This is a genomic window from Komagataeibacter melaceti (assembly GCF_003403295.1).
Lineage (GTDB): Bacteria > Pseudomonadota > Alphaproteobacteria > Acetobacterales > Acetobacteraceae > Komagataeibacter > Komagataeibacter melaceti.
Genome location: NZ_QUWV01000045.1, coordinates 63,988 through 84,336 on the forward strand (window position 1 = coordinate 63,988; position 20,349 = coordinate 84,336).

General features: G+C 64.3%; 18 protein-coding genes. 9 read left to right on the plus strand and 9 right to left on the minus strand.

Features of this window, described 5'->3' with window-relative positions; translation table 11 throughout:
* Positions 1-86: 86 nt before the first annotated feature.
* The 6 genes from pgsA to DY926_RS06225 all read left to right on the plus strand — a co-directional run bounded on the left by pgsA (position 87) and on the right by DY926_RS06225 (position 5,298).
* On the plus strand, positions 87-686 hold the full coding sequence (gene pgsA, locus DY926_RS06200) for a CDP-diacylglycerol--glycerol-3-phosphate 3-phosphatidyltransferase (RefSeq protein ID WP_025812605.1): 600 nt from the start codon (positions 87-89) through the stop codon (positions 684-686).
* 38 nt (positions 687-724) lie between these two features.
* Positions 725-1,261, plus strand: a complete 537-nt coding sequence (locus DY926_RS06205; protein ID WP_241503081.1) for a hypothetical protein — start codon at positions 725-727, stop codon at positions 1,259-1,261.
* Between the two features lie 49 nt (positions 1,262-1,310).
* On the plus strand, positions 1,311-1,565 hold the full coding sequence (gene moaD, locus DY926_RS06210; protein WP_116702576.1) for a molybdopterin converting factor subunit 1: 255 nt from the start codon (positions 1,311-1,313) through the stop codon (positions 1,563-1,565).
* A gap of 4 nt (positions 1,566-1,569) precedes the next feature.
* Positions 1,570-2,058 (plus strand): molybdenum cofactor biosynthesis protein MoaE, encoded by a 489-nt coding sequence (locus DY926_RS06215; RefSeq protein ID WP_116702577.1) that lies wholly within the window; start codon positions 1,570-1,572, stop codon positions 2,056-2,058.
* A gap of 279 nt (positions 2,059-2,337) precedes the next feature.
* A complete protein-coding gene (locus DY926_RS06220) occupies positions 2,338-4,197 on the plus strand; it encodes a ribonucleoside-diphosphate reductase subunit alpha (protein WP_241503082.1) in 1,860 nt (619 codons plus the stop codon).
* Between the two features lie 87 nt (positions 4,198-4,284).
* Positions 4,285-5,298, plus strand: coding sequence for a ribonucleotide-diphosphate reductase subunit beta (locus tag DY926_RS06225; RefSeq protein WP_186336097.1), 1,014 nt, complete (start codon positions 4,285-4,287; stop codon positions 5,296-5,298).
* Between the two features lie 20 nt (positions 5,299-5,318).
* On the opposite strand, the gene DY926_RS06230 is transcribed toward DY926_RS06225, so the two are convergent.
* The gene (locus DY926_RS06230; protein ID WP_241503083.1) at positions 5,319-6,155 is read right to left on the minus strand and encodes a tRNA1(Val) (adenine(37)-N6)-methyltransferase; all 837 of its coding nucleotides are present in this window, start codon (positions 6,153-6,155) and stop codon (positions 5,319-5,321) included.
* A 118-nt stretch (positions 6,156-6,273) separates the two neighbouring features.
* On the opposite strand from DY926_RS06230, the gene DY926_RS06235 reads away from it, so the two are divergent.
* Positions 6,274-7,278 (plus strand): polyprenyl synthetase family protein, encoded by a 1,005-nt coding sequence (locus DY926_RS06235; RefSeq protein ID WP_116702579.1) that lies wholly within the window; start codon positions 6,274-6,276, stop codon positions 7,276-7,278.
* Positions 7,279-7,317: 39 nt separating this feature from the next.
* Here the strand turns inward: DY926_RS06235 and DY926_RS06240 are convergent, their stop codons facing one another.
* Both DY926_RS06240 and DY926_RS06245 read right to left on the minus strand, forming a co-directional pair.
* Positions 7,318-8,169 (minus strand): glutamate racemase, encoded by an 852-nt coding sequence (locus tag DY926_RS06240; protein ID WP_116702580.1) that lies wholly within the window; start codon positions 8,167-8,169, stop codon positions 7,318-7,320.
* A gap of 15 nt (positions 8,170-8,184) precedes the next feature.
* Positions 8,185-8,946, minus strand: a complete 762-nt coding sequence (locus tag DY926_RS06245) for an orotate phosphoribosyltransferase (protein ID WP_116702581.1) — start codon at positions 8,944-8,946, stop codon at positions 8,185-8,187.
* A gap of 226 nt (positions 8,947-9,172) precedes the next feature.
* On the opposite strand from DY926_RS06245, the gene DY926_RS06250 reads away from it, so the two are divergent.
* The gene (locus tag DY926_RS06250; RefSeq protein ID WP_116702582.1) at positions 9,173-9,436 is read left to right on the plus strand and encodes a hypothetical protein; all 264 of its coding nucleotides are present in this window, start codon (positions 9,173-9,175) and stop codon (positions 9,434-9,436) included.
* Positions 9,437-9,769: 333 nt separating this feature from the next.
* On the opposite strand, the gene gltA is transcribed toward DY926_RS06250, so the two are convergent.
* The 4 genes from gltA to DY926_RS06270 form a co-directional block, all read right to left on the minus strand.
* Positions 9,770-11,068, minus strand: a complete 1,299-nt coding sequence (gene gltA, locus DY926_RS06255; protein WP_116702583.1) for a citrate synthase — start codon at positions 11,066-11,068, stop codon at positions 9,770-9,772.
* Between the two features lie 221 nt (positions 11,069-11,289).
* Positions 11,290-11,838 (minus strand): SixA phosphatase family protein, encoded by a 549-nt coding sequence (locus DY926_RS06260; RefSeq protein WP_116702584.1) that lies wholly within the window; start codon positions 11,836-11,838, stop codon positions 11,290-11,292.
* A gap of 8 nt (positions 11,839-11,846) precedes the next feature.
* Complete coding sequence (locus DY926_RS06265) at positions 11,847-12,161, minus strand: chorismate mutase (protein ID WP_116702585.1); 315 nt, start codon at positions 12,159-12,161, stop codon at positions 11,847-11,849.
* 41 nt (positions 12,162-12,202) lie between these two features.
* On the minus strand, positions 12,203-12,985 hold the full coding sequence (locus DY926_RS06270; RefSeq protein ID WP_408886034.1) for a metallophosphoesterase: 783 nt from the start codon (positions 12,983-12,985) through the stop codon (positions 12,203-12,205).
* A 556-nt stretch (positions 12,986-13,541) separates the two neighbouring features.
* Between DY926_RS06270 and DY926_RS06275 the strand changes: the two genes are divergently transcribed.
* Complete coding sequence (locus DY926_RS06275; protein ID WP_116702586.1) at positions 13,542-15,059, plus strand: acetyl-CoA hydrolase/transferase family protein; 1,518 nt, start codon at positions 13,542-13,544, stop codon at positions 15,057-15,059.
* A gap of 58 nt (positions 15,060-15,117) precedes the next feature.
* On the opposite strand, the gene DY926_RS06280 is transcribed toward DY926_RS06275, so the two are convergent.
* Positions 15,118-19,659 (minus strand): AAA family ATPase, encoded by a 4,542-nt coding sequence (locus DY926_RS06280; protein WP_116702587.1) that lies wholly within the window; start codon positions 19,657-19,659, stop codon positions 15,118-15,120.
* A 16-nt stretch (positions 19,660-19,675) separates the two neighbouring features.
* Entirely contained in the window at positions 19,676-20,299 is a 624-nt protein-coding gene (locus DY926_RS06285; protein ID WP_116702588.1) for a thioredoxin domain-containing protein, read from the minus strand.
* Positions 20,300-20,349 lie beyond the last annotated feature (50 nt).

Sequence of the window (20,349 nt, forward strand, 5' to 3'; positions counted from 1 at the left end):
GTCATGCAGATGTGAGCGCAGAACCTGCCTGACAGGCGTTATCGGTATTTCGACTTTCCCCCATCCTTGGTTATAGCTGTATAAACATGCTTACCGACCTGCCCAATCTCCTGACCCTGTCCCGCATTGTCGTGGTCCCCATTGTCGTGGGGCTGGTCGTCCTCCATACGCCCCAGACCGACTGCGCGGCCTGCGTGCTGTTCATCCTGGCCGGGATAACCGATTACCTGGATGGCAAGCTCGCCCGGGCCTGGAACCAGAATTCGGATCTCGGGCGCATGCTCGACCCGATCGCGGACAAGCTGCTGGTCGGTGCCTCGCTCATGGTCATGGCGGGGCTGGGGCGGCTGCCCTATGGCTGCCTGTACCCGGCCATCATCATCCTCTCGCGTGAGATTCTGGTCAGTGGCCTGCGGGAATATCTGGCCGCCACCCGGGTCGGCCTGCCGGTGACGAAACTGGCGAAGTGGAAAACCGGATTCCAGATGACGGCCATCGGCTTTCTGCTGGCAGGCGACAGCACCGCCGTCCTGCTGCATATTGGCTGGCTGCCGGTTGATGCGCTGGGTGCGGTGATGATGTGGATTGCCGCGGCGCTGACCCTGATTACCGGGTGGGATTACCTGTCCACCGGTCTGCGGCACGTCAACGCGACCGATCCGGGTGCCACGAAATTATCTTCCTGACCTACATGAAAAATTAACGCCCGCCATGGTTGCTCTTCATGGCGGGTACGGTGCCCGCGTTTACCGGACAGGTAAGGGGGGCAACGGTGCGCAACATCCTGGTGCTGTTATTGCTGGTGGGGCTGGCCGGGTGCGGGGGATTTGGCAAGATATTGTCCGACAATAGCGAATTGCCCGGCAGCCTGCCCAATACCCCGCGCGCGGATGTGGAGAACATGCGCCGCGTGGTGGGGCAGGCCCCGCAGGTGCTGCCCATCCTGCCGCAGGAGCGCAATATCTGGCCCGTGATTCCCGCCACGGGGCAGGAAATGCTGGCGGGCATGGACACGGGCGCCACGCCGTCCGCCACCGCCCCACCCGCGCCGGACCTGCCCGCGGGGGGTGAGATGCAGATCGGCAACGATGGCGTGCAGCTTGTCCTGCCGGATGGGGATTCCCAGCTTTCCACATTGTCTTCACGCCCCTTGGCGACGCATAAGGACGTGTCGGACAAAGCCATCGTCATACCCAATGGTGATGGCACCAGCACCGTGGTCGGCCCGGATGGCACGATGCACGAACAGCGGGCCGACTGACCGCGGCCTGTCCGCCGGTCATGACCGCCACAGGGGAGAGGGAACCGGGATGCTGCACATTCTCTATTTTGCATGGCTGCGGGATCGGCTGGGCCGCGCGGATGAGACCCTGCCCCTGCCGGCGGATGCCCGTTCCGTTCAGGACCTGATCACGCAGCTTCGCGCCCGTGGGGGCGAGTACGGAGCGATCTTCGCCCGGCCCGAGCAGATTCGCGTGGCCGTGAACCAGCGTTTCGCCACGGTCGCGGCCCCCATTGCCGCCAATGATGAAATTGCGTTCTTCCCCCCGGTTACGGGAGGCTGACCCCATGCCCCCCGTGACCGTTCGCGTCCAGCCCGATCCTTTCGACACTGCCCATGAGACCGCGCTGCTGCTGCGCGGGCAGGACATGGTGGGGGGCGTCGGGGCGTTTACCGGCGTTGTTCGTGGGGGGAATGGGCTGGTTGCGCTGGAGCTGGAACATTATCCTGGCATGACCGAATCCCAGATGCAGCGGATTGCCGATTCGGCATGTGAGCGATTCGGGCTGCTGGGCTGCACGGTCATCCATCGCGTGGGGCGGCTGGAGGTGGGCATGCCCATCGTGCTGGTGCTGTGCGCGGCGGCGCATCGGGGCAGTGCCTTCGAGGCCACTGAATTCATTATGGACTGGCTCAAGACCCGCGCCCCGTTCTGGAAGCGTGAGGTGTTTGCCGATGGTCGCAGCGCGTGGGTCGAGGCCCGTGCGGATGACGACGCGGCGGCCGCGCGGTGGGACGGGATCGTGGCGGCGGCAGGGGCTGAATTAAAAAAATAATCTGCCGCAATCACTGCTTGACCAAGGTTGCCCGCTGAGTCGGAAGAACGGTCCACATTTTTATCCCCTACATTATGTAGTGCATTTCAGGGGCGCATGGCCCATATATAGGGGCATATCGTAAAACCTTCCCCCAACCTCCCAGGATCGCGACAGACCCTGCGGGTTGGCATGAGTCGAGTACGGAGAAAGTATATGGTCCTGGATGACGTATCCGGCGGTGTGTCTGACTGTTCTGACACCGGGGACGATACCGTCCAGGGAAAGGACGGTACCACAATGTCTGACATGCTGGATAACGTGGTCCAGTTGCCCGGTCATCATCCCGTGCGCGTGGATCATTCCCGCGATTCGCTGCTGACGGCATTTGGCAAGGCCACGCTCGATAACCGCTACCTGCTGCCGGGGGAAAGTTATCAGGACCTGTTCGGTCGTGTTGCTTCCTATTACGGGGCGAATCCCGCCCATGCCCAGCGGCTGTACGACTACATTTCCCGCCACTGGTTCATGCCCGCAACGCCGGTGCTGTCCAATGGCGGCACGACACGCGGCCTGCCCATTTCGTGCTTCCTGAACGAAGCCAATGACAGCCTGCGCGGCATCGTGGACCTGTGGAACGAGAATGTCTGGCTGGCCTCCAAGGGCGGCGGCATCGGGTCCTACTGGGGCAACCTGCGCTCGATTGGCGAGAACGTGGGCCGCAATGGCAAGACATCGGGCGTGATCCCGTTCATCCGGGTCATGGACAGCCTGACTCTGGCCATCAGCCAGGGGTCGCTGCGCCGTGGCTCGGCTGCGGTGTACCTGCCGGTCTGGCACCCCGAAATCGAGGAATTCATCGAACTGCGCCGCCCCACCGGCGGTGACCCCAACCGCAAGGCGCTCAACCTGCACCATGGCGTGCTGGTGCCCGACGCCTTCATGCGCGCGGTGGCGGAGGATGCGGAATGGGCGCTGCTTTCGCCCAAGGACAAGACGGTCATCCGCAAGATCTCGGCGCGTGCGCTGTGGATTCGTATCCTGACGGCACGCATGGAGCAGGGCGAGCCGTACATCATCTATTCCGACCACGTGAACAATGCGCGCCCCGAGCACCACAAGCTGGCGGGGCTGGAGGTCAAGACCTCCAACCTGTGTGCGGAAATCACCCTGCCGACCGGCATGGACCAGCACGGGCGCGAGCGGACGGCGGTGTGCTGCCTATCCTCGCTCAACCTCGAGACGTGGGATGAGTGGAAGGACAACCCGCAGTTCATCGAGGACGTGATGCTGTTCCTCGACAACGTGCTGCAGGACTTCATCGACCGCGCGCCCGATGACATGGACCGCGCGCGCTACGCCGCCATGCGCGAACGCTCGGTCGGGCTGGGGGTGATGGGTTTCCATTCCTTCCTGCAGGCCAACAACGTACCGTTTGAAAGCGTGGTGGCCAAGGTCTGGAACCGCAAGATTTTCAAGCACATCCGTGAGCAGGCCAATGCCGCCTCACGCAAGCTGGCGGAAGAGCGCGGTCCATGCCCCGACGCCGCCGATTATGGCGTGATGGAGCGGTTCTCGAACAAGATGGCCATTGCGCCCACGGCGTCGATCTCGATCATTGCGGGCAATGCCAGCCCCGGAATCGAACCGATCGCGGCCAACGTGTTCCTGCAGAAGACGCTGTCCGGCTCGTTCACCGTGCGCAACCGCCACCTTGACCGCCTGCTGACCGAAAAGGGACGCAATACGAGCGAGATCTGGTCCTCCATCACGCTGAACAAGGGCAGCGTCCAGCATCTGGACTTCCTGACCCAGCAGGAAAAGGACGTGTTCAAGACCGCGTTCGAACTCGACCAGCGCTGGGTGATCGAACATGCGGCCGACCGTGCGCCGTTTGTCTGCCAGGCGCAGTCGATCAACATCTTCCTGCCTGCCGACGTGCATAAGCGTGACCTGCACCAGATTCACTACATGGCGTGGAAGCGGGGAGTGAAGTCGCTCTATTACTGCCGTTCGCTGTCCATCCAGCGTGCGGATGCGGTCAGTGACGGGCAGGAAAAGCGCGACATGACACGTAACGAGGGCAGTGCGCCCGTCGCGTCGGCCCCTGCAGCCCCGACTACTTCCACCGATTACGAGGAATGTCTTGCCTGCCAGTAAGGCAGGGCATTTCCCTTTCGGAATATTATCTTTTGCGCTGTCCGGCCCCGAGGGGGTGGACAGCGCATACCAATGTACAGGACAGGCATGGCCATGACCGATAAAGCCCCCGGCGCAGATGCCCATACCGAACAGGCGTCCAACCTGCTGACCGCCAATCCCGTCTACAAGCCGTTCCGCTACCCCTGGGCCTATGATGCGTGGCTGACGCAGCAGCGCGTCCACTGGCTGCCCGAGGAAGTGCCGCTGGCCGATGACGTGAAGGACTGGCACCGCACCCTGAACGAGGGCGAACAGCATCTGGTCACGCAGATATTCCGCTTCTTCACCCAGGCGGATGTGGAAGTGAACAACTGCTACATGAAGCAGTACAGCCAGGTGTTCAAACCGACCGAAGTGCTGATGATGCTCTCGGCCTTTTCGAACATCGAGACCATCCACATCGCTGCGTACAGCCATCTGCTCGATACCATCGGCATGCCCGAGACCGAGTATTCCGCTTTCCTTAAGTATAAGGAAATGAAGGATAAATATGACTATATGCAGCAGTTCTCGGTAAAGGATAATTACCAGATCGCGCGCACGCTGGCCGCGTTTGGCGCGTTTACCGAGGGGCTGCAGCTTTTTGCGTCCTTCGCCATCCTGCTCAACTTCCCCCGGCATAACAAGCTCAAGGGCATGGGGCAGATCGTGTCATGGTCCGTGCGTGACGAATCCCTGCACTGTGATTCGATGGCGCGGCTGTTCCGGGTGTTCGTGCATGAAAACCCCGAAATCTGGACTGATGCGCTGCGCGACGACATCCGCCAGATCTGCCGCGACATTGTCGAGCACGAGGACGCGTTCATCGACCTGTCGTTCGAGATGGGGCCGGTCGAGGGGCTGAGTGCCGATCAGGTGAAGGAATATATCCGCTTCGTCGCCAACCGTCGTCTTGGCCAGCTCGGGCTTGATGGCATTTATGACATCGCAGTCAACCCGCTGCCGTGGGTGGATGAAATGGTCAATGCGGTCGAGCATGCCAATTTCTTTGAAAACCGGGCGACGGAATACAGCCGCGCCTCCACCACCGGCACGTGGGACGAAGCCTTCGCGGACTGAGGCGTGCCGCCCGTGCCCCGTCAGGGCATAAGCGGCGCACCATCCTCCAGCACATGGCGGGCGGCGGCGGTAAAGCGGCCGTCGGCTTCATGCAGGACAAGGCCGGGCAGCATTTCGCTGCCCGCGCGCGCATTGGCACAGCCCTGCAGCAGCACGATGCGCGCGGGGCGGCCATATGCCGGCCAGAACGGAAAAATTCTGATCCGGCCAAGGGGAACCTCCTCCATGGCCCTGATCCCGGCAGAAAGCAGGCTGGCAGGTAGCGCCAGTGTCAGCGTGCCGTGATGGCGTAGCTGGGCGGCAAGGGCACGCACCCATTGCGCCAGCGCGCCCGCGGGCAGGCGGCGGGCCAGGTCGCGCCGCGCATGGCTGGAGGCCGACGAATCATGGGCATGCCATGGCGGGTTGGCGAAGGCATGGTCAATGCGGCGTATGCCCGGCCCCGAAAGCACCGGGTCATCAGGCAGGGCAGGGATGGCGCTGACGCGCGCGCGCAGCGCGTGCTGTCCGTTCAGTTCAAAATTATGCTGCGCCAGCAGCGCGGTGGCGGGGTCATGCTCCAGCCCGATTCCGCTCAGACCGGACACCCGATTCGCAAGGCACAGCAGCCCGGCCCCCGCGCCGCATCCGCCCTCCATAACGCTTTGCCCGGCGCGTGCGGGCACGAAAGCAGCCATGAGAACGGGTTCCAGCCCGGTCCTGTTTCCGGTGCGAAACTGCCGGTAGAGCACCTTTCCACCCAGCAGGGTGCCTGACGTGACCGGGGGCAGGCCGGAGGGCGCAGGCGGTAATGTCGTGTCTGCCCCGCGTCGTATCTCTGTGTGCTCTGGCTTGACCGTTATTCCAGCGCCGCCCATATACTCGTATCCATGTTCATATTTTCGGAACCGGGAGAGTAACCTTTTGGCCCTAGCAGTTAGTCTGCCGGAATCCGACGAAACGGCAAGTCAGAAAGACGAAGGGGCTCGCCGCCCGATGGCAGATGGATCAGAAGTCGCCCTGCGTGACCTGGCGGAATATCTTGCTGATGACATGGCCGCGTGCAACCGCGCCATTGTCGAGCGGATGGACAGCCCGGTCGCCCTTATCCCACAGCTTGCGGCCCATCTGGTCGCGGCAGGCGGCAAGCGGCTGCGCCCGCTGCTGACGCTGGCCTCCGCCCGGCTGTGTGGTTATCGCCCCGATGCGGCGCACCAGCGGCATGTGGCGCTGGCCGCGTGCGTGGAGTTCATCCATACGGCAACGCTGCTGCATGATGACGTGGTGGATGAAAGCGCCCTGCGCCGTGGCATGGCCAGCGCCAACGCGGTGTTTGGCAACAAGGCGTCGGTGCTGGTGGGGGACTTCCTGTTCGCCCGTTCGTTCCAGCTCATGACCGATGACGGTTCGCTCAAGGTCATGAACATCCTGTCCTCCGCCTCCGCCACGATTGCGGAAGGGGAGGTGCTGCAGATGTCCACGCAGAATGACCTTTCCACCCGGATTGACCAGTATCTTGAGGTCATCCACGGCAAGACCGCAGCCCTTTTCGCCGCCGCATGCCGCGTGGGCGCGGTGGTGGCCGACCGGGATGAGCGCGTGGAGCTGGCGCTGGAAACCTATGGCACCAATCTGGGCATGGCGTTCCAGCTTGTGGATGACGCGCTGGACTATGCGGCCGATCAGGCCCGCCTGGGCAAGACGGTTGGCGATGACTTCCGCGAAGGCAAGATTACCCTGCCCGTACTGGCTGCCTATGCCGCCGGGTCGGAGGAGGATCGGGCCTTCTGGCAGCGCGTGATTGAACAGAGCGAGCAGCAGCCCGAGGACCTCGACCACGCCCTGAGCCTGATCGAGAAGACCGGCGCCATCCGCATCACGCTGGACCGGGCCATGGACTATGCACGCAAGGCGTCCGAGGCCCTGTCCATCTTCCCGCCCAGCCGCCTGCGCCAGCTCCTGCAGGATACGGCCAGCTACACGGTCAACCGGCTGCGCTGAGCGCCTGCCGGTTTCCTGAAAATTTAAGGGGGCCGGGCGTTACAGCCCGGTCGTGACCGGGGTGGCTGTGTTCATATTGCCCGCGTCAAACAGGCATGGTGCGTCCGTGGCGTATCCCAGCCTGTGCAGCCCGGGGCGCAGCAGGTCCAGATCATCGGGCATGGCGGTGAAAAACACCCGTTCCGGCTGATCGGGGCTGTCCGGGTCGTCCGGCCTGTCAAATCCTGCCACAATGCGGGCGGTCTGCCGTGCAACGGCAGGGGCCGGGTCCAGCCAGGTTACGCCCGGCGGGCCGATCTCACGCATGGAATCGAGCAGGAAGGTATAGTGGGTGCAGCCAATGCCCACGACGTCTATGTCCGCGCCATGGGGCTGGCCAAACAGCCCATCAAGCTCCATTGCCAGTTGCCGCCGGTCCGGCGGCACGCCACGGAAGGTGGACTCCGCCATATCCGCCAGCCCGCGTGCGCCATGGGCCAGAAGCGTGCAGTCGGGCGCAAAGCGTGCGCGCAGGTCTTTCAGGTAGGGGCGGCGCACCGTCGCGCGCGTGGCCAGCAGGCCGATCGTGCCGGTACGGGTCTGGTCCGCCGCCCACTTGATGGGCGGCACGCAGCCCACGAACGGTACGTCATAGGCCGCGCGCAGGCTGTCCAGCGCAAGGGTGCTGGCTGTGTTGCAGGCAATGACCACCACGCTGGGCCGTAGCCGGGCAATGGCGCGGCCCAGCAGGTGGACAATCCGCTCACGCAGCGGGGCGTCAGGCTGCTCGCCATAGGGGAAGATGGCGGTATCCGCCAGATAGTCAACCGGCATGGCGGGCAGGAGCGTGCGAAGCTGGGCGACAACGCCCAGCCCCCCGATGCCGGAATCAAAAGTAAGGATACGGGGCATCAACCGGCAGGCTGATCAGGCACCCGCATCGCGCTTGGCCTTGAGCGCCAGCGCCTCTTCCGCGCTGCCCACACCACCATGCTTCGCGGACCATGCGCAGGGATCTTCAAGGAAGCGGCGGACTTCGGCTGCATCCTTTTCGGAGAAGTAGGGCTTGCCTGCGCAGGCTTCCAGCACATCCCACCACGTGCACAGGGCGTGCAGGCTTATGTTCATGTCCGCCAGCGTGCGGTAGGCACCGGGGAACACGCCATAGAAGAAGACCACGAACGTATGGTCCACCAGCGCGCCTGCCGCGCGCAGGGCCTTGGCGAACTGTACCTTGGACGAGCCATCCGTGGTCAGGTCTTCCACCAGCAGGGTGCGCATGCCCTCGGGCACGTCACCTTCGATCTGGGCGTTACGGCCAAAGCCCTTGGGCTTTTTGCGCACATAGGCCATGGGGGCCATCATGCGGTCCGCGATCCAGGCGGCGAAGGGAATCCCGGCCGTTTCCCCGCCGACTACGGCATCAATGCTTTCGTAGCCGACATGGCGGCCGATCTTCTCCACCGCCAGTTCCATGATCTTCTGGCGTGCGCGCGGGAAGAAGATGATGCGGCGGCAGTCGATATAGACCGGGGATTTCCAGCCGGATGTAAGGGTATAGGGATCATCGGGGCGGAAGTTGACAGCTTTTATTTCCAGCAGCAGGCGCGCCGTCATTAACGCGGCATCGCGGTCCCACGCTGTCGAACCTGTTGAAAGTCCAGCCCCGTTCCCCGTGGCGTCGTGCATACCCTATCTCCGGCCAAATGATATTCAGTATTCTGAGTGACTGGAGAGACGATTAACCGCAACGGATGGGAAAATCCATCGGTCTGCGCCCCCTGCGCCTAAAAACGCGCAAAAAAGCAGGGAGGGAAATATAACGTGACAGGATTAATGCCGTGTAACGTGACGTTTACCTTGCCCAAACAGGTCATTCGTTTTAACATCACAATATTGATAATCATTCTCATTGATGGGTCATCGTATCGTGTCTGCTCAGAACAGTCGCATCGCTCGCAAGTGTGAACGTGCCGTCATCACAGCCTATCAGGAACTGCGTGGTGTCGGGAGCAGTGATGTGTCGGCATTCCATGCCTGCACGACCCTATACCGTATCCACCACCCCGAATCCTCGCTGAACGAGGCCCGGCGCCTGGTATCGGAATGGATTGACCATCACGTGATCCAGCGGCGCTCCGGCCCCACGAACGGGTGCGATTGCGAGGAGCAGCACTAAGGGCAATGAACGTATTGCCCGACCACCCGTATTTTTTCATGTCGGTATAATAAATTACAGCGCGTTTCCGGCTGGAAACAGCCGCATCGTGCAAAGCGCCTGACCGGGTGCACAGCCGTCCATATTCAGGAAGCCGCCGGAAAACCCCTCAAGGTATTTCTAAAGTCAGAAGAAAGTTTTTGGTGAAGCTTTTTACAAAAAGCTTCAGTAACGCTGCCATATAAAAAATAAGGCGCACCAAAAAGCGTTTCTCACGCCCTAATAAACAGATTTATCACCCGGCATATCCGGGCAGAGTGCAGGCGGGACCATGGCCCCGCCTGACACCGTTATTCAGGCACGCTTGTCAAACGGCACGAAGTCGCGTTCCGGCGAGCCAACATAAAGCTGGCGGGGGCGGCCGATACGCTGGCCCGGTTCCTCGATCATTTCCTTCCACTGGCTGATCCAGCCGGTGGTGCGGGCTACGGCAAACAGCACGGTGAACATGCTGGTGGGGATGCCCATGGCCTTGAGGATGATGCCGGAATAGAAATCGACATTCGGATACAGGCTGCGCTTGACGAAATATTCGTCATGAATCGCAATCTTTTCCAGTTCGATCGCCAGATCCAGCAGCGGGTCGTCCTTGATCCCCAGTTCGCCCAGAACCTCATGACAGGTGGCCTGCATGATCTTCGCGCGCGGGTCGAAGTTCTTGTACACCCGGTGGCCAAAGCCCATCAGGCGCACGCCGCTGGTCTTGTCCTTCACCTTGGCGATGAATTCGGGGATGTTGTCCTTGTGGCCGATTTCGGCCAGCATCTTCAGCACGGCCTCGTTGGCGCCGCCATGTGCGGGTCCCCACAGGGCCGCGATGCCAGCCGAGATGCAGGCAAACGGGTTGGCCCCGGTGGACCCGGCAAGGCGCACGGTGGATGTGGAGGCATTCTGCTCATGGTCCGCGTGCAGAATCAGGATGCGGTCCATCGCGCGGGCCAGCACCGGGTTGATCTTGTACGGCTCGCTAGGCACGGCGAACATCATGGACAGGAAGTTTTCCGCATAGGACAGGTCGTTGCGCGGATAGATGAAGGTCTCGCCCTGCGTGTATTTATAGGCCCATGCGGCGATGGTCGGGATCTTCGCGATGATGCGCATGGCCGACTGGTAGCGGCTTGTCGCGTTCGAGATGTCCAGCCCCTCGTGATAGAAGGAGGACAGCGCTCCCACCGTGCCACACAGGATGGCCATGGGGTGCGCATCGCGGCGGAACCCGTTGAAGAAGTTGCGGATCTGCTCGTGCAGCAGGGTGTGATGCTTGATGGAGTTCACAAACCCGTCGTACTGCGCCCGGTCGGGCAGTTCGCCGTTGAGCAGCAGATAGGCCACTTCCATGAAGGTGGCCTGTTCGGCCAGCTGCGCGATGGGATAGCCACGATGCAGCAGGACACCCTTTTCACCATCAATGAAGGTGATCTTGCTGGAACATGACGCCGTTTCGCCATAACCGGGATCGTAGGTGAATACGCCCGCCTGTGCCGGCAGCTTGCGGATATCGATAACATCCGGCCCCATCGTGCCGGACAGCATGGGCAGCGTGACGTCCTTGCCATCCAATGAGATTTTGGCGGTTTTTCCGGACTCGCTCATCTACAACACTCCTCCTGGGTGCCATCCCCGGCGCGCATCGGGGCGGGGTGGCACATGTCTCCAACCTCCGGGCAATCTGTCGTTCAGCCAACAGTTTGTAAGTCTGCCCAAAATTTATATCCCCGGCTTCCGCCTGCGCGGCCGTTCCCCGGGTCTCGGGTGTGACGATAGGAACGAACCCCCTGCGTGGCAATCCGTCCACCCGCATCGTGGCAATGACATTATTGGCAAGACAGGTCCAGCAGGCGGATTTCACCATCCGTTGCCCTGTTCCAGGGCTGTCCTGTTGTGAAACAGGCGATAGAGGCAGGCGGGAATCCCTGCATCAGCCCGTTTTCCAGCGCGGGCGGGCAGCCCTGCGCGCCCCAGCGCAGCACAAGCGCCTGCAGGCCGGGGTTGTGGGCCAGTATCATGATATTGCTGACTTTATCCGGTACCGCATACAGCTCGTTACGGATGGTCTCCGCCGTCGCGTCGTACAGCGTGTTCACATATTGGATAGCAGGCGCATCATCGCCATAAAATGACCCGAGCGCCTCCAGCGTCTGCCGCGTGCGCAGCGCGGGGCTGACCAGCACCAGTTCCGGTGCGAAGTGCCGGGCGCGCAGCCATTCGCCCTGTCGTGCCGCCGTTTCATGCCCGTGCGGAGTGAGGGGACGCGCCAGGTCGGCCTGCGCGCCCATTTCACCAAACGGGGCCGGGGCCGCCTGCGCATGGCGCATCAGGACAAGCCGCCGGGGCGGGGGGGAGCCAGCGGATGCGGCGGCCATGGGCTGGCTCAGCGCCCTTCGCGCGCGAAGGCTTCATGGTGGCGGATGACCTCGCGGATGATGAAGGCGAGGAACTTTTCCGCAAAATCCGGGTCAAGCTGCGCGGTACAGGCCAGTTCGCGCAGGCGTGTGACCTGACGGGCCTCACGCGCGGGGTCGGCGGGGGGCATGTTGTTGGCGGCCTTGAGCTTTCCCACCGCCTGTGTGTGGCGGAAGCGTTCAGCCAGCATGTAGATCAGGGCCGCGTCGATATTGTCGATGCTGCGGCGCAGTTCCTCCAGTTTCTGCTGCGCTGCGTCCTGCGGGGCCTGGGTGGTGTTCATATGGATCGGTTCTCCTGGATTGGGCGGGTGAAGGAAGGGACTTATATGACAGGTGGCAGGTCGATCCATGCCAGATGGCCGCCCTTGCCCGCGCCCGTATCGGTAAAAATGGCCCTGCCGCCCATCCGCCCGGGCCGGACCCATGGCCGCCCGTCGGTCGAGCGGCGGTCATGCCCGCAATAGACGGTGTAACCCGCCGGGATGTGATCGACCCAGTTCAGCCGCCGTTCGGGGTAGCCATCTTTCTGCATGTGGCCCGTCGTCTCGCCGAACAGCGCGCGGGAGAGCAGGGGGGTGACGGTGCCAAGCCCCGGCGGCGGCAGTTCACCCAGCATGCGGGCATGAAAGCCGCCATGGACGAATATGGAGCGCCCCAGCACGATCCATGCGGGCGCGCGCGACAGGTCGGCCAGCGCGCGCTGACGCACATCGCTGTTTTCCTCGGTCATGAACTGGGTCAGCGTTTCCATGAGCGGCGGGTCACGGCGCATCTTGCGGCCCTGCAGGGCGCGGGCAAGCTTGCGGTCGTGATTGCCCAGTATGAACAGGCCGCGCCCCTCGTCGATCAGCTGCTGCATGAGGCGGAAGGCCCCGGCGCTGTCCGGCCCGTAATCGACCAGGTCACCAAGCTGGATGACGAACCTGTCGGTCGCGGCGGCGTGGCGGAAGGCATGCAGATCCCCATGCACGTCGCCCACCACGCGCAGCGGCCTGCCCGCCAGTACCTGCGCCAGCGGATGGGGCGGCGGGGTGGGGATGACCGGCTCGGGTGTTGCGGCGGGCGCCCTGCGCGCGGACGCGTGGGGCGTGTCGTTCCCTGCCATGACAGGCCGGTGAGAGGGAAATCGGCGTCTCAAACGAAAAAACCCTCCTGTCCTGTTGGCGATGCCGTGTGTGGGTGCCCCTTGCTGGGTCTGGTCTCCTATTATTCACAAGATTGGCCGCCATGCACTAGGGGATGGTCAATAATGTGTCGCCAGTGACACGAAACGGTTGCATCCGGGTAACGCCCCCGCCGCAACAGGGAGCGTATTGCCAAAAATACCGACCAAAAATACACCATGCACATTGCCTGCCCCACCGATGGAGCAAACGTGAAAGCGTGAACCGGAGTCCGGGTGGGGGTGTCACACTATTTTGTTGTGACGTGGCCCACAGGACGGAGAACAGATGTTGGCGTCATGCTGAAGTGAAACGCAGCGCCACGGCATAAGGTGCAAAGGGAATACCCGCACCCTGTGCGGCGGTGAGGCTGCCGGACTGGCACACGGGGCATCAGGGAGCGATGCGGATGCCCGTTCAGGACCGTGGCTGAGGCATACGACATACCGGCGCGGTCAGGCCGTCCGGACATAACGATAAGAGTTTGAGGGAAAGTTCATGATCGACCACACCCGAATCCGGAATGCGGCGCTCCGGGCCAAGATCACCACTGCCGAGCAGGCGGCCTCCCTTGTCCGCCCCGGCAGTACGGTCGGCACCAGCGGCTTCACCGGCGCCGGTTACCCCAAGGCCGTGCCGCAGGCGCTGGCGGCGCTGATGGAGCGCGAACATGCCAAGGGCAATGACTACCGCATCCGGCTTCTGACGGGGGCCTCCACCGGGCCGGAACTCGATGGCGCGCTGGCCAAGGTCAACGGCATCTCCTTCCGCATGCCCTACAACTCCGATCCCGGCCTGCGCGCGCGTATCAACGCGGGCGAGACCGAATATCTGGACATGCACCTTAGCCACGTCGCGCCCATGGCGTGGGCGGGCTTCTTTGGCGAGATCGACACCGCCATCATCGAGGCCACCGCCATCCGTGAGGACGGCAGCATCGTCCCGTCCTCCTCCGTGGGGAACAGCAAGACATGGCTGGATACTGCCAGGCAGGTCATCATCGAGGTCAATAGCTGGCAGGATGCGGCGCTCGAGGGCATGCACGACATCTGGTACGGCGCGGCCCTGCCGCCGCACCGCCAGCCCATCCCGCTGCTGCGGCCCGATGACCGGATCGGCGGCACCTCGCTCAAGGTCGATCCCGCCAAGATCGTGGCCATTGTCGAGACCAATGCCCCCGACCGTAACGCCCCGTTCTCGCCGCCGGACCAGACCGCGCGTGGCATTGCGGGCCATCTCATGGAGTTCTTCGAGCATGAGGTGAAGAAGGGCCGCCTGCCGCCTTCGCTCCTGCCGCTCCAGTCCGGTGTAGGCAACGTGGCCAATGCCGTGATGGGCGGGCTTGAGGAAGGCCCCTTCAATGACCTGACCGCCTATACCGAGGTGATTCAGGACGGCATGCTGGGCATGCTGGAAACGGGCAAGATGCGTGTGGCCTCGGCCACGGCGTTCTCCCTCAGCCCCGAGGCGGCAGAGTCGCTTAATGCCCGCATGCGTGAGTTCCAGAAGAAGATCATCCTGCGCCCGCAGGACATCAGCAACCACCCCGGCTTGATCCGCCGTCTGGGCTGTATCGCCATGAATGGCCTGATCGAATCGGACATTTACGGCAACGTGAACTCGACCCAGATCATGGGCTCCAAGATCCAGAACGGGATTGGCGGCTCGGGCGATTTCGCGCGCAATGCCTATATTTCCGTGTTCATGACGCCTTCCACGGCCAAGGGCGGCAAGATTTCCGCCATCGTGCCCATGGCGTCGCATGTCGATCACATCACGCAGGATTCGCAGGTGCTGGTCACCGAGCAGGGCCTGGCCGACCTGCGTGGCCTGTCGCCCAAGCAGCGTGCCGAAGTCATCATCGCCAACTGCGCGCATCCGGACTACCGGCCCATGCTGCAGGATTATTTCAAGCGCGCCCGCGCGGGTTCGTTTGGCCAGCAGTCGCCCCATCTGCTGACCGAGGCCCTGTCGTGGCACCAGCGCTTTATCGAAACCGGCAGCATGATGCCCTGATAACGCGCGATGGCCGTGCATGCTCCGGCACGCACGGCCATTGTGGTTGTGCGCCGGTTTACGGTGCGGTGGGGCGGTCCTCGTCCACCATTTCGGTGGCGCGTTCCAGATCGACCGAGAGTACGCGGCTGACCCCGCGCTCCTGCATGGTCACGCCATACAGCCGGTCCATGTGCGCCATGGTCAACTGGTGGTGGGTGACGACAAGGAAGCGCGTGCCCGCCTCGGCCACCATATCGGCCAGAAGGGCGCAGAACCGGCCCACATTGGCGTCATCCAGCGGGGCGTCAACTTCGTCCAGCACGCATACGGGTGCTGGATTGCAGCGGAATACCGCAAAAATGAGCGACAGCGCCGTCAGTGCCTGTTCCCCACCGGACAGTAGCGACAGCGTGGCCAGCTTCTTGCCCGGCGGCTGGGCATAGATTTCCAGCCCCGCCTGTAGCGGGTCATCATTGCCAATCATGCCCAGATGCGCCCGGCCACCATTGAACATGCGGCTGAATAGCGACTGGAAATGCTGGTCGATCTGGGAAAACGTGGCCATGAGCCGCTCGCGGCCCTCACGGTTGAGCTGGCCAATCATGCCGCGCAGGCGCGCGATGGCGGATTGCAGCTCGTCACGTTCATGCAGGATGGTGTCGATCCGGCCTGCCGCGTCCTGTGCCTCGATATCGGCACGCAGGTTGACGGGGCCGAGTTCGTCGCGCTGGCGGCTCAGGCGCGAGACCTTGCGGCGCAGGCTGGTCTCGGCCGCAACGCTCAGGTCGGACGCAACGACCCCTGCGGGGGGCGAGGAATCCGCCTGTAGCTGCGCCAGAAGCTGATCGGCCTGTTCGCGCCTGCCTTCGGCCCGGACCAGTGCCTCGCGCGCGGCAGTCAGGGTTTCTTCCGCCATCTGGCGGCCCTGCTGCAGTTCGGTCAGGCGGGTTTCCGCCTGTTGCAGCGCCTGGGCGGCCTGATCATGGTCCGCCGCGTGGCGTTCCAGTTCGGTGGTGATGGCGTCACGCCGCGTGCGCACCGCCACGGGCTGCGGCGCGAGACGTTCATGTTCCGCCTGTGCCGCGTGCAGGCGGGCCTGTGCGGCCTCTGCTTCGAGTGTCGCGGCTTCCACGCGAGCGGCCCATTGCGTCCGGTCCTGCGTGGCGGTGGTCAGGCGCTGGTGCAATGCGGTTTCTTCCGCCTGCAGGCGGGCAAGTGCATCCCGGCTTTCCTGTTCACGCGCGCGCAGGGTGGTGGCCTGCTCCCGCAGTTCCGTCAGCGCCCGCTCCAGTTCCGTGGCGTCGGGCAGGGCCTCAAGGCGCGCCTGTGCGCTCTGTACGGCTGTCCCTGCCTGTTCCAGCGCGTGGGACAGGTCGGCCATCCGGGCACGCCGCGCTTCGAGCCGCGCGGCCGTGTCGCGTGTCTTCTGTTCCAGCGCCGCGCGGGCCGTGCGGGCGTGGTCCAGATCGGCAACGGCTTTTTCCGCAGCCTCCCGCGCGGCTTTCAGGGCCTGTTCGGCGGCGGTTGCTTCCGCACTGGCTGTCCGGGCTGCTGCCTCGGCCACGTCAGGCGCTGGCAGGGTGGCCAGGTGCTCGCGTCGTGTGTCCAGTTCCGTGCGCAGGGCATTGCGGTCATTTTCCAGCCGGGCCAGTTCGGGCTGCATGGCGTGCAGGCGGGTTTCGGCCTCCCCATGGCTGGCCATGGTGGCCTGCATGGCCTGACGGGCCTGTTCCAGCGCTGCTTCCGCCTGCTGGCGGCTGGTGCGCAGGTGGTTTTCCCGCGCCTGTCCGTCCGCTGCTTCGCGTGCGGCTTCCTGCTGGGCATGGGCCAGTTGCGCAAGGTCGGGCAGGGTGGCCTCGTGCGCTTTCGCGCGGGCGAGGGCGGCTTCGGCCTCCGTCAGCGCGGCGCGGGCGGTGTCCTGCTGCACGGCAAGGGTGCTGATCTGCGCGGCAGTGGTGGCATGCTGGCGTGAAAGGGTGGCTTCCTCGCTTCGGCAGGTTTCAAGGGTGTTTTCGGCCTGAACGCGCACGTCGCGGCACTGCGCCAATGCCTGTGCCGCCTGCTGGCGGGCGGCGGCGGTGGCTGCGCCATCCTGCTCCAGCGCGGGAATTCCGGCGCGTACCTGTTCCAGTTCGGCCCGCAGTTCACGCAGGCGGCCCAACTGTTTCAGGCGCAGGGCGGCACGCCCCGGCAGGTTGGGGGCCTGTGTATAGCCATCCCAGCGCCACAGCGCGCCCTCCCGCGTGACAAGGCATTGCCCCGGTGCAAGGGCAGGCTGGAGGGACGCGCCATCCACGCCATCTTCCAGCAGGCCCGCCACGCCCAGCGCGCGCGACAGCGCGGCGGGTGCGTCCAGCAGGGTGGAAAGCGGGGTGATGCCGCTGGCAGGGAAAGGCGGCAGCGCGCCCGGCGGCAGGTCATGCCATACGCGCGGGGCCGCGCCATCGACCGTGGCGTCCAGCCCGTCCGCCAGCACTACGGCCAGGGCGGTTTCCAGACCGGGGGGTACGTGCAGGCTTTCAGCCAGCGTCACACCGGTGGCCGGGGCCTGTTCCGTATCGCTTTGCAGCGCGCGGGCCAGACCGTCGGCTTCCGCCTCCAGCCCGGACAGGCTGGCGCGTGCCTGCGCCAGCCGGGCGGTGCTGGCTTCTTCCGCATCCGTAGCGGTCATGAGGGCTGTTTCAGCCGCCGTCATGGCTGTCCGTGCGGCTTCCAGCGCCCGTGCTGCATCCTCGCGTCGGGTTATGGCCTGTTGCAGCACGGCGTCGGGCACGGCCTGCGCGCGCAACTGCTCCAGACTGGCCGAGAGTGTCTCCACGGCCTGACCGGCGCGGGTGTGCGCGGCCTGTGCGCCGTGTAGCGCTTCTTCCGCTGCCTGCCGGGTGGAACGGGCTTCCTTCAGCCGGGCATTGGCCTGTATCTCGGCCTGCGTGGTCCGGGCGCGTTCCTTTTCGGCGCTGGCCAGTTCGGTGCGGATATGGACCAGTTGTTCATCGGCCTGCGCTACTACCGCGTTCAGGCGCTGGCGCTCGGCTTCGGGCACCAGTGCGGCGCGTGCCTTTTCCACATGGTCGCGCAGGGTGGTCACGTCGCGTTCCAGTGCGTCGAGCCTGTTGCGCGTGGCGGTGATGTCCTGCGTGGCCTGTTCGTGCAGGCGGCGGCTTTCGGTGGCGGCGTTGCGGGCCAGACCGGCCTGAAGCACGGCTTCCGAATGGGTGCGGGTGGCTTCTTCACGCAGGGTGCGGGTTTCACCAACCTGCTGTTCAGCCTGGCGGATATGCCCGTCATGCCGCGCAATCGTATCCGCATCGGGCATGTCGGCCTCAAGGGCCGCGATTTCATCTGCTAGCGCCGCATGCTGCGTGGCCAGGCGTTCATGCGCGGCGGTGGCCGTATCCAGCACCTCACGCGCCTGCGCGCTCTGGAGCTGGGCTTCACGCAGGGTGGTGGTGGCCTGTTCCACCCGGGCGGACAGTTCCGCCACGCCCTGCGCCAGTTCCCAACATTCCGCCTGTCCCGCTTCGCGCAGGGCGGGCAGGGCGGCCAGTCGTTCCTCCACGCTGGCCTGTTCGGCATGAAGGCCAGCCAGCATGGCCTGCGCATCGTCACGGCGGGTCAGGGCCGCCACTTGCGCGGCCTCACATTCCGCAAGGCGGGTGGCCGCCTGCGTCAGCGCGGATTCGGCGTGGGCCAGTTCATCGGCAATGGTTTCCGCGCGCACCTTGAAGCGTTCCAGCGCGGTACGTCGCTCATCCAGTTGCGCGCGGAGCTGCGGCAGGGTCTGGTTGACCTCATAATCCGCAATGACGGCGGTTTCCGCCATCTCTTCCGCTGCCTTCAGGTCGGTGCGGGCGGTGCGCAGGGCGGCTTCGCTTTCCGCCACGCCGTTATGCGCGCGCGCATGCAGCAGCGCGAGCAGGGCGGTTTCCGCCTCCCGCAGGCCCTGTGAGAGTTCGCGGTAATGGCCAGCCTGTTCCGCCTGTTCCTGCAGGTCGCCCAGCCGGGCCTCAAGCTGCAGGCGCAGGTCTTCCGCGCGCGCCAGATTGGCCTCGGTCGCGCGCAGTTTCAGTTCCGCTTCGTGCCGGCGGCCATGCAGGCCGGTAATGCCGGCGGCTTCCTCCAGAATGGTGCGGCGTTCTTCGGGCCGTGCATTGACCAGCGCGGAAACGCGCCCCTGGCTGACCATGGCCGAGGATCGGGCACCCGACGCCAGATCGGCAAACAGGGTCTGCACGTCGCGCCCGCGCGTGGTGCGGCTGTTGATGCGGTAGTTGCTGCCGCCACCGCGTTCGGCCCGGCGGCAGACCTGAAGTTCATCCTGCCCCTGAAAGGGCGGGGGGGCGACTTCCGCAGCACCCTCCAGCGTCAGGGTGACTTCGGCCATGTTGCGCGCGGCCCGCGCCGTGGTACCTGCGAAGATGAGGTCATCCATCTCGCCCCCGCGCAGGGTGCGGGCATTGGTTTCCCCCATCACCCAGCGCAGGGCCTCGACCACGTTTGACTTACCGCAGCCATTCGGCCCGACAATGCCGGTCAGGCCGGGCAGGATGTCCACGGTGGTCGGGTCGGCAAAGCTCTTGAACCCGGCAATGCGCAGCCGGACGAAACGGGCGGTCATGATGTGATGGCCGCGATCAATTTGCCGCCGCCTCGACCTTCTTGGCGAACTCCTCGTAGCTCAGTTCCTGCGAGACCTGTTCGCGGTTGTTGAAGCGGAAGGTGGGGGTGCCGTCGATCTTGTACTGCATCTGGGCGCGATCCTCCTCCTCCATGATGGCGTGGCGCAGGCCCTCGTCATGGATGGTCTGCTGGAACAGATCGGACGACATGCCCGCGAGGGCGGCCATCTTCCCGATTTCCTCGGTATGGTCCACGCCCTGCTGGAAGGCCCAGTGGTCCTGGCTGGACAGCAGGGCGAGCACGAAGGCCTCATAGCGTTCGGGCGGCAGGCTGCGGGCGACCATGGCGGCGGTCAGCGCATCGCCATCCAGCGGGAAATCACGGAAAATGTAGTACACCTTGCCCGTGTCGATCAGCTTGCTGCGGATTTCGGGAAAGACCTCGGCGGCAAAGCGCGCGCAGTGCGTGCAGGTGAGCGAGAACCATTCCTCCACATGCACCTTGGCCGAAGGGTTGCCCGCCGCCCGGATCGACATGCGCGGATCGGCCGCCTGCGCCATGGCCCGGCTGGACAGCAGGCCGCCGCCAGTCAGCAGCGCGGGGGCAAGGGCAAGCAGGGTGCGGCGTTTGATAGGCATCAGGGGTAACTCTCCGGTATGGATCAGGGTGGGGCATATCCCCGGCGGCG

What these genes read in the sequence shown, in the direction of transcription:
- moaD (WP_116702576.1), top strand. Translation starts at nt 1,311, where the DNA reads ATGCTGCACATTCTCTATTTTGCATGGCTGCGGGATCGGCTGGGCCGC.
- DY926_RS06285 (WP_116702588.1), bottom strand. Translation starts at nt 20,299, where the DNA reads ATGCCTATCAAACGCCGCACCCTGCTTGCCCTTGCCCCCGCGCTGCTG.
- DY926_RS06225 (WP_186336097.1), top strand. Translation starts at nt 4,285, where the DNA reads ATGGCCATGACCGATAAAGCCCCCGGCGCAGATGCCCATACCGAACAG.
- DY926_RS06265 (WP_116702585.1), bottom strand. Translation starts at nt 12,161, where the DNA reads ATGAACACCACCCAGGCCCCGCAGGACGCAGCGCAGCAGAAACTGGAG.
- gltA (WP_116702583.1), bottom strand. Translation starts at nt 11,068, where the DNA reads ATGAGCGAGTCCGGAAAAACCGCCAAAATCTCATTGGATGGCAAGGAC.
- DY926_RS06280 (WP_116702587.1), bottom strand. Translation starts at nt 19,659, where the DNA reads ATGACCGCCCGTTTCGTCCGGCTGCGCATTGCCGGGTTCAAGAGCTTT.
- DY926_RS06215 (WP_116702577.1), top strand. Translation starts at nt 1,570, where the DNA reads ATGCCCCCCGTGACCGTTCGCGTCCAGCCCGATCCTTTCGACACTGCC.
- DY926_RS06220 (WP_241503082.1), top strand. Translation starts at nt 2,338, where the DNA reads ATGTCTGACATGCTGGATAACGTGGTCCAGTTGCCCGGTCATCATCCC.
- DY926_RS06270 (WP_408886034.1), bottom strand. Translation starts at nt 12,985, where the DNA reads ATGGCAGGGAACGACACGCCCCACGCGTCCGCGCGCAGGGCGCCCGCC.
- pgsA (WP_025812605.1), top strand. Translation starts at nt 87, where the DNA reads ATGCTTACCGACCTGCCCAATCTCCTGACCCTGTCCCGCATTGTCGTG.
- DY926_RS06240 (WP_116702580.1), bottom strand. Translation starts at nt 8,169, where the DNA reads ATGCCCCGTATCCTTACTTTTGATTCCGGCATCGGGGGGCTGGGCGTT.
- DY926_RS06235 (WP_116702579.1), top strand. Translation starts at nt 6,274, where the DNA reads ATGGCAGATGGATCAGAAGTCGCCCTGCGTGACCTGGCGGAATATCTT.
- DY926_RS06205 (WP_241503081.1), top strand. Translation starts at nt 725, where the DNA reads ATGGCGGGTACGGTGCCCGCGTTTACCGGACAGGTAAGGGGGGCAACG.
- DY926_RS06250 (WP_116702582.1), top strand. Translation starts at nt 9,173, where the DNA reads ATGGGTCATCGTATCGTGTCTGCTCAGAACAGTCGCATCGCTCGCAAG.
- DY926_RS06275 (WP_116702586.1), top strand. Translation starts at nt 13,542, where the DNA reads ATGATCGACCACACCCGAATCCGGAATGCGGCGCTCCGGGCCAAGATC.
- DY926_RS06260 (WP_116702584.1), bottom strand. Translation starts at nt 11,838, where the DNA reads ATGGCCGCCGCATCCGCTGGCTCCCCCCCGCCCCGGCGGCTTGTCCTG.
- DY926_RS06245 (WP_116702581.1), bottom strand. Translation starts at nt 8,946, where the DNA reads ATGCACGACGCCACGGGGAACGGGGCTGGACTTTCAACAGGTTCGACA.
- DY926_RS06230 (WP_241503083.1), bottom strand. Translation starts at nt 6,155, where the DNA reads ATGGGCGGCGCTGGAATAACGGTCAAGCCAGAGCACACAGAGATACGA.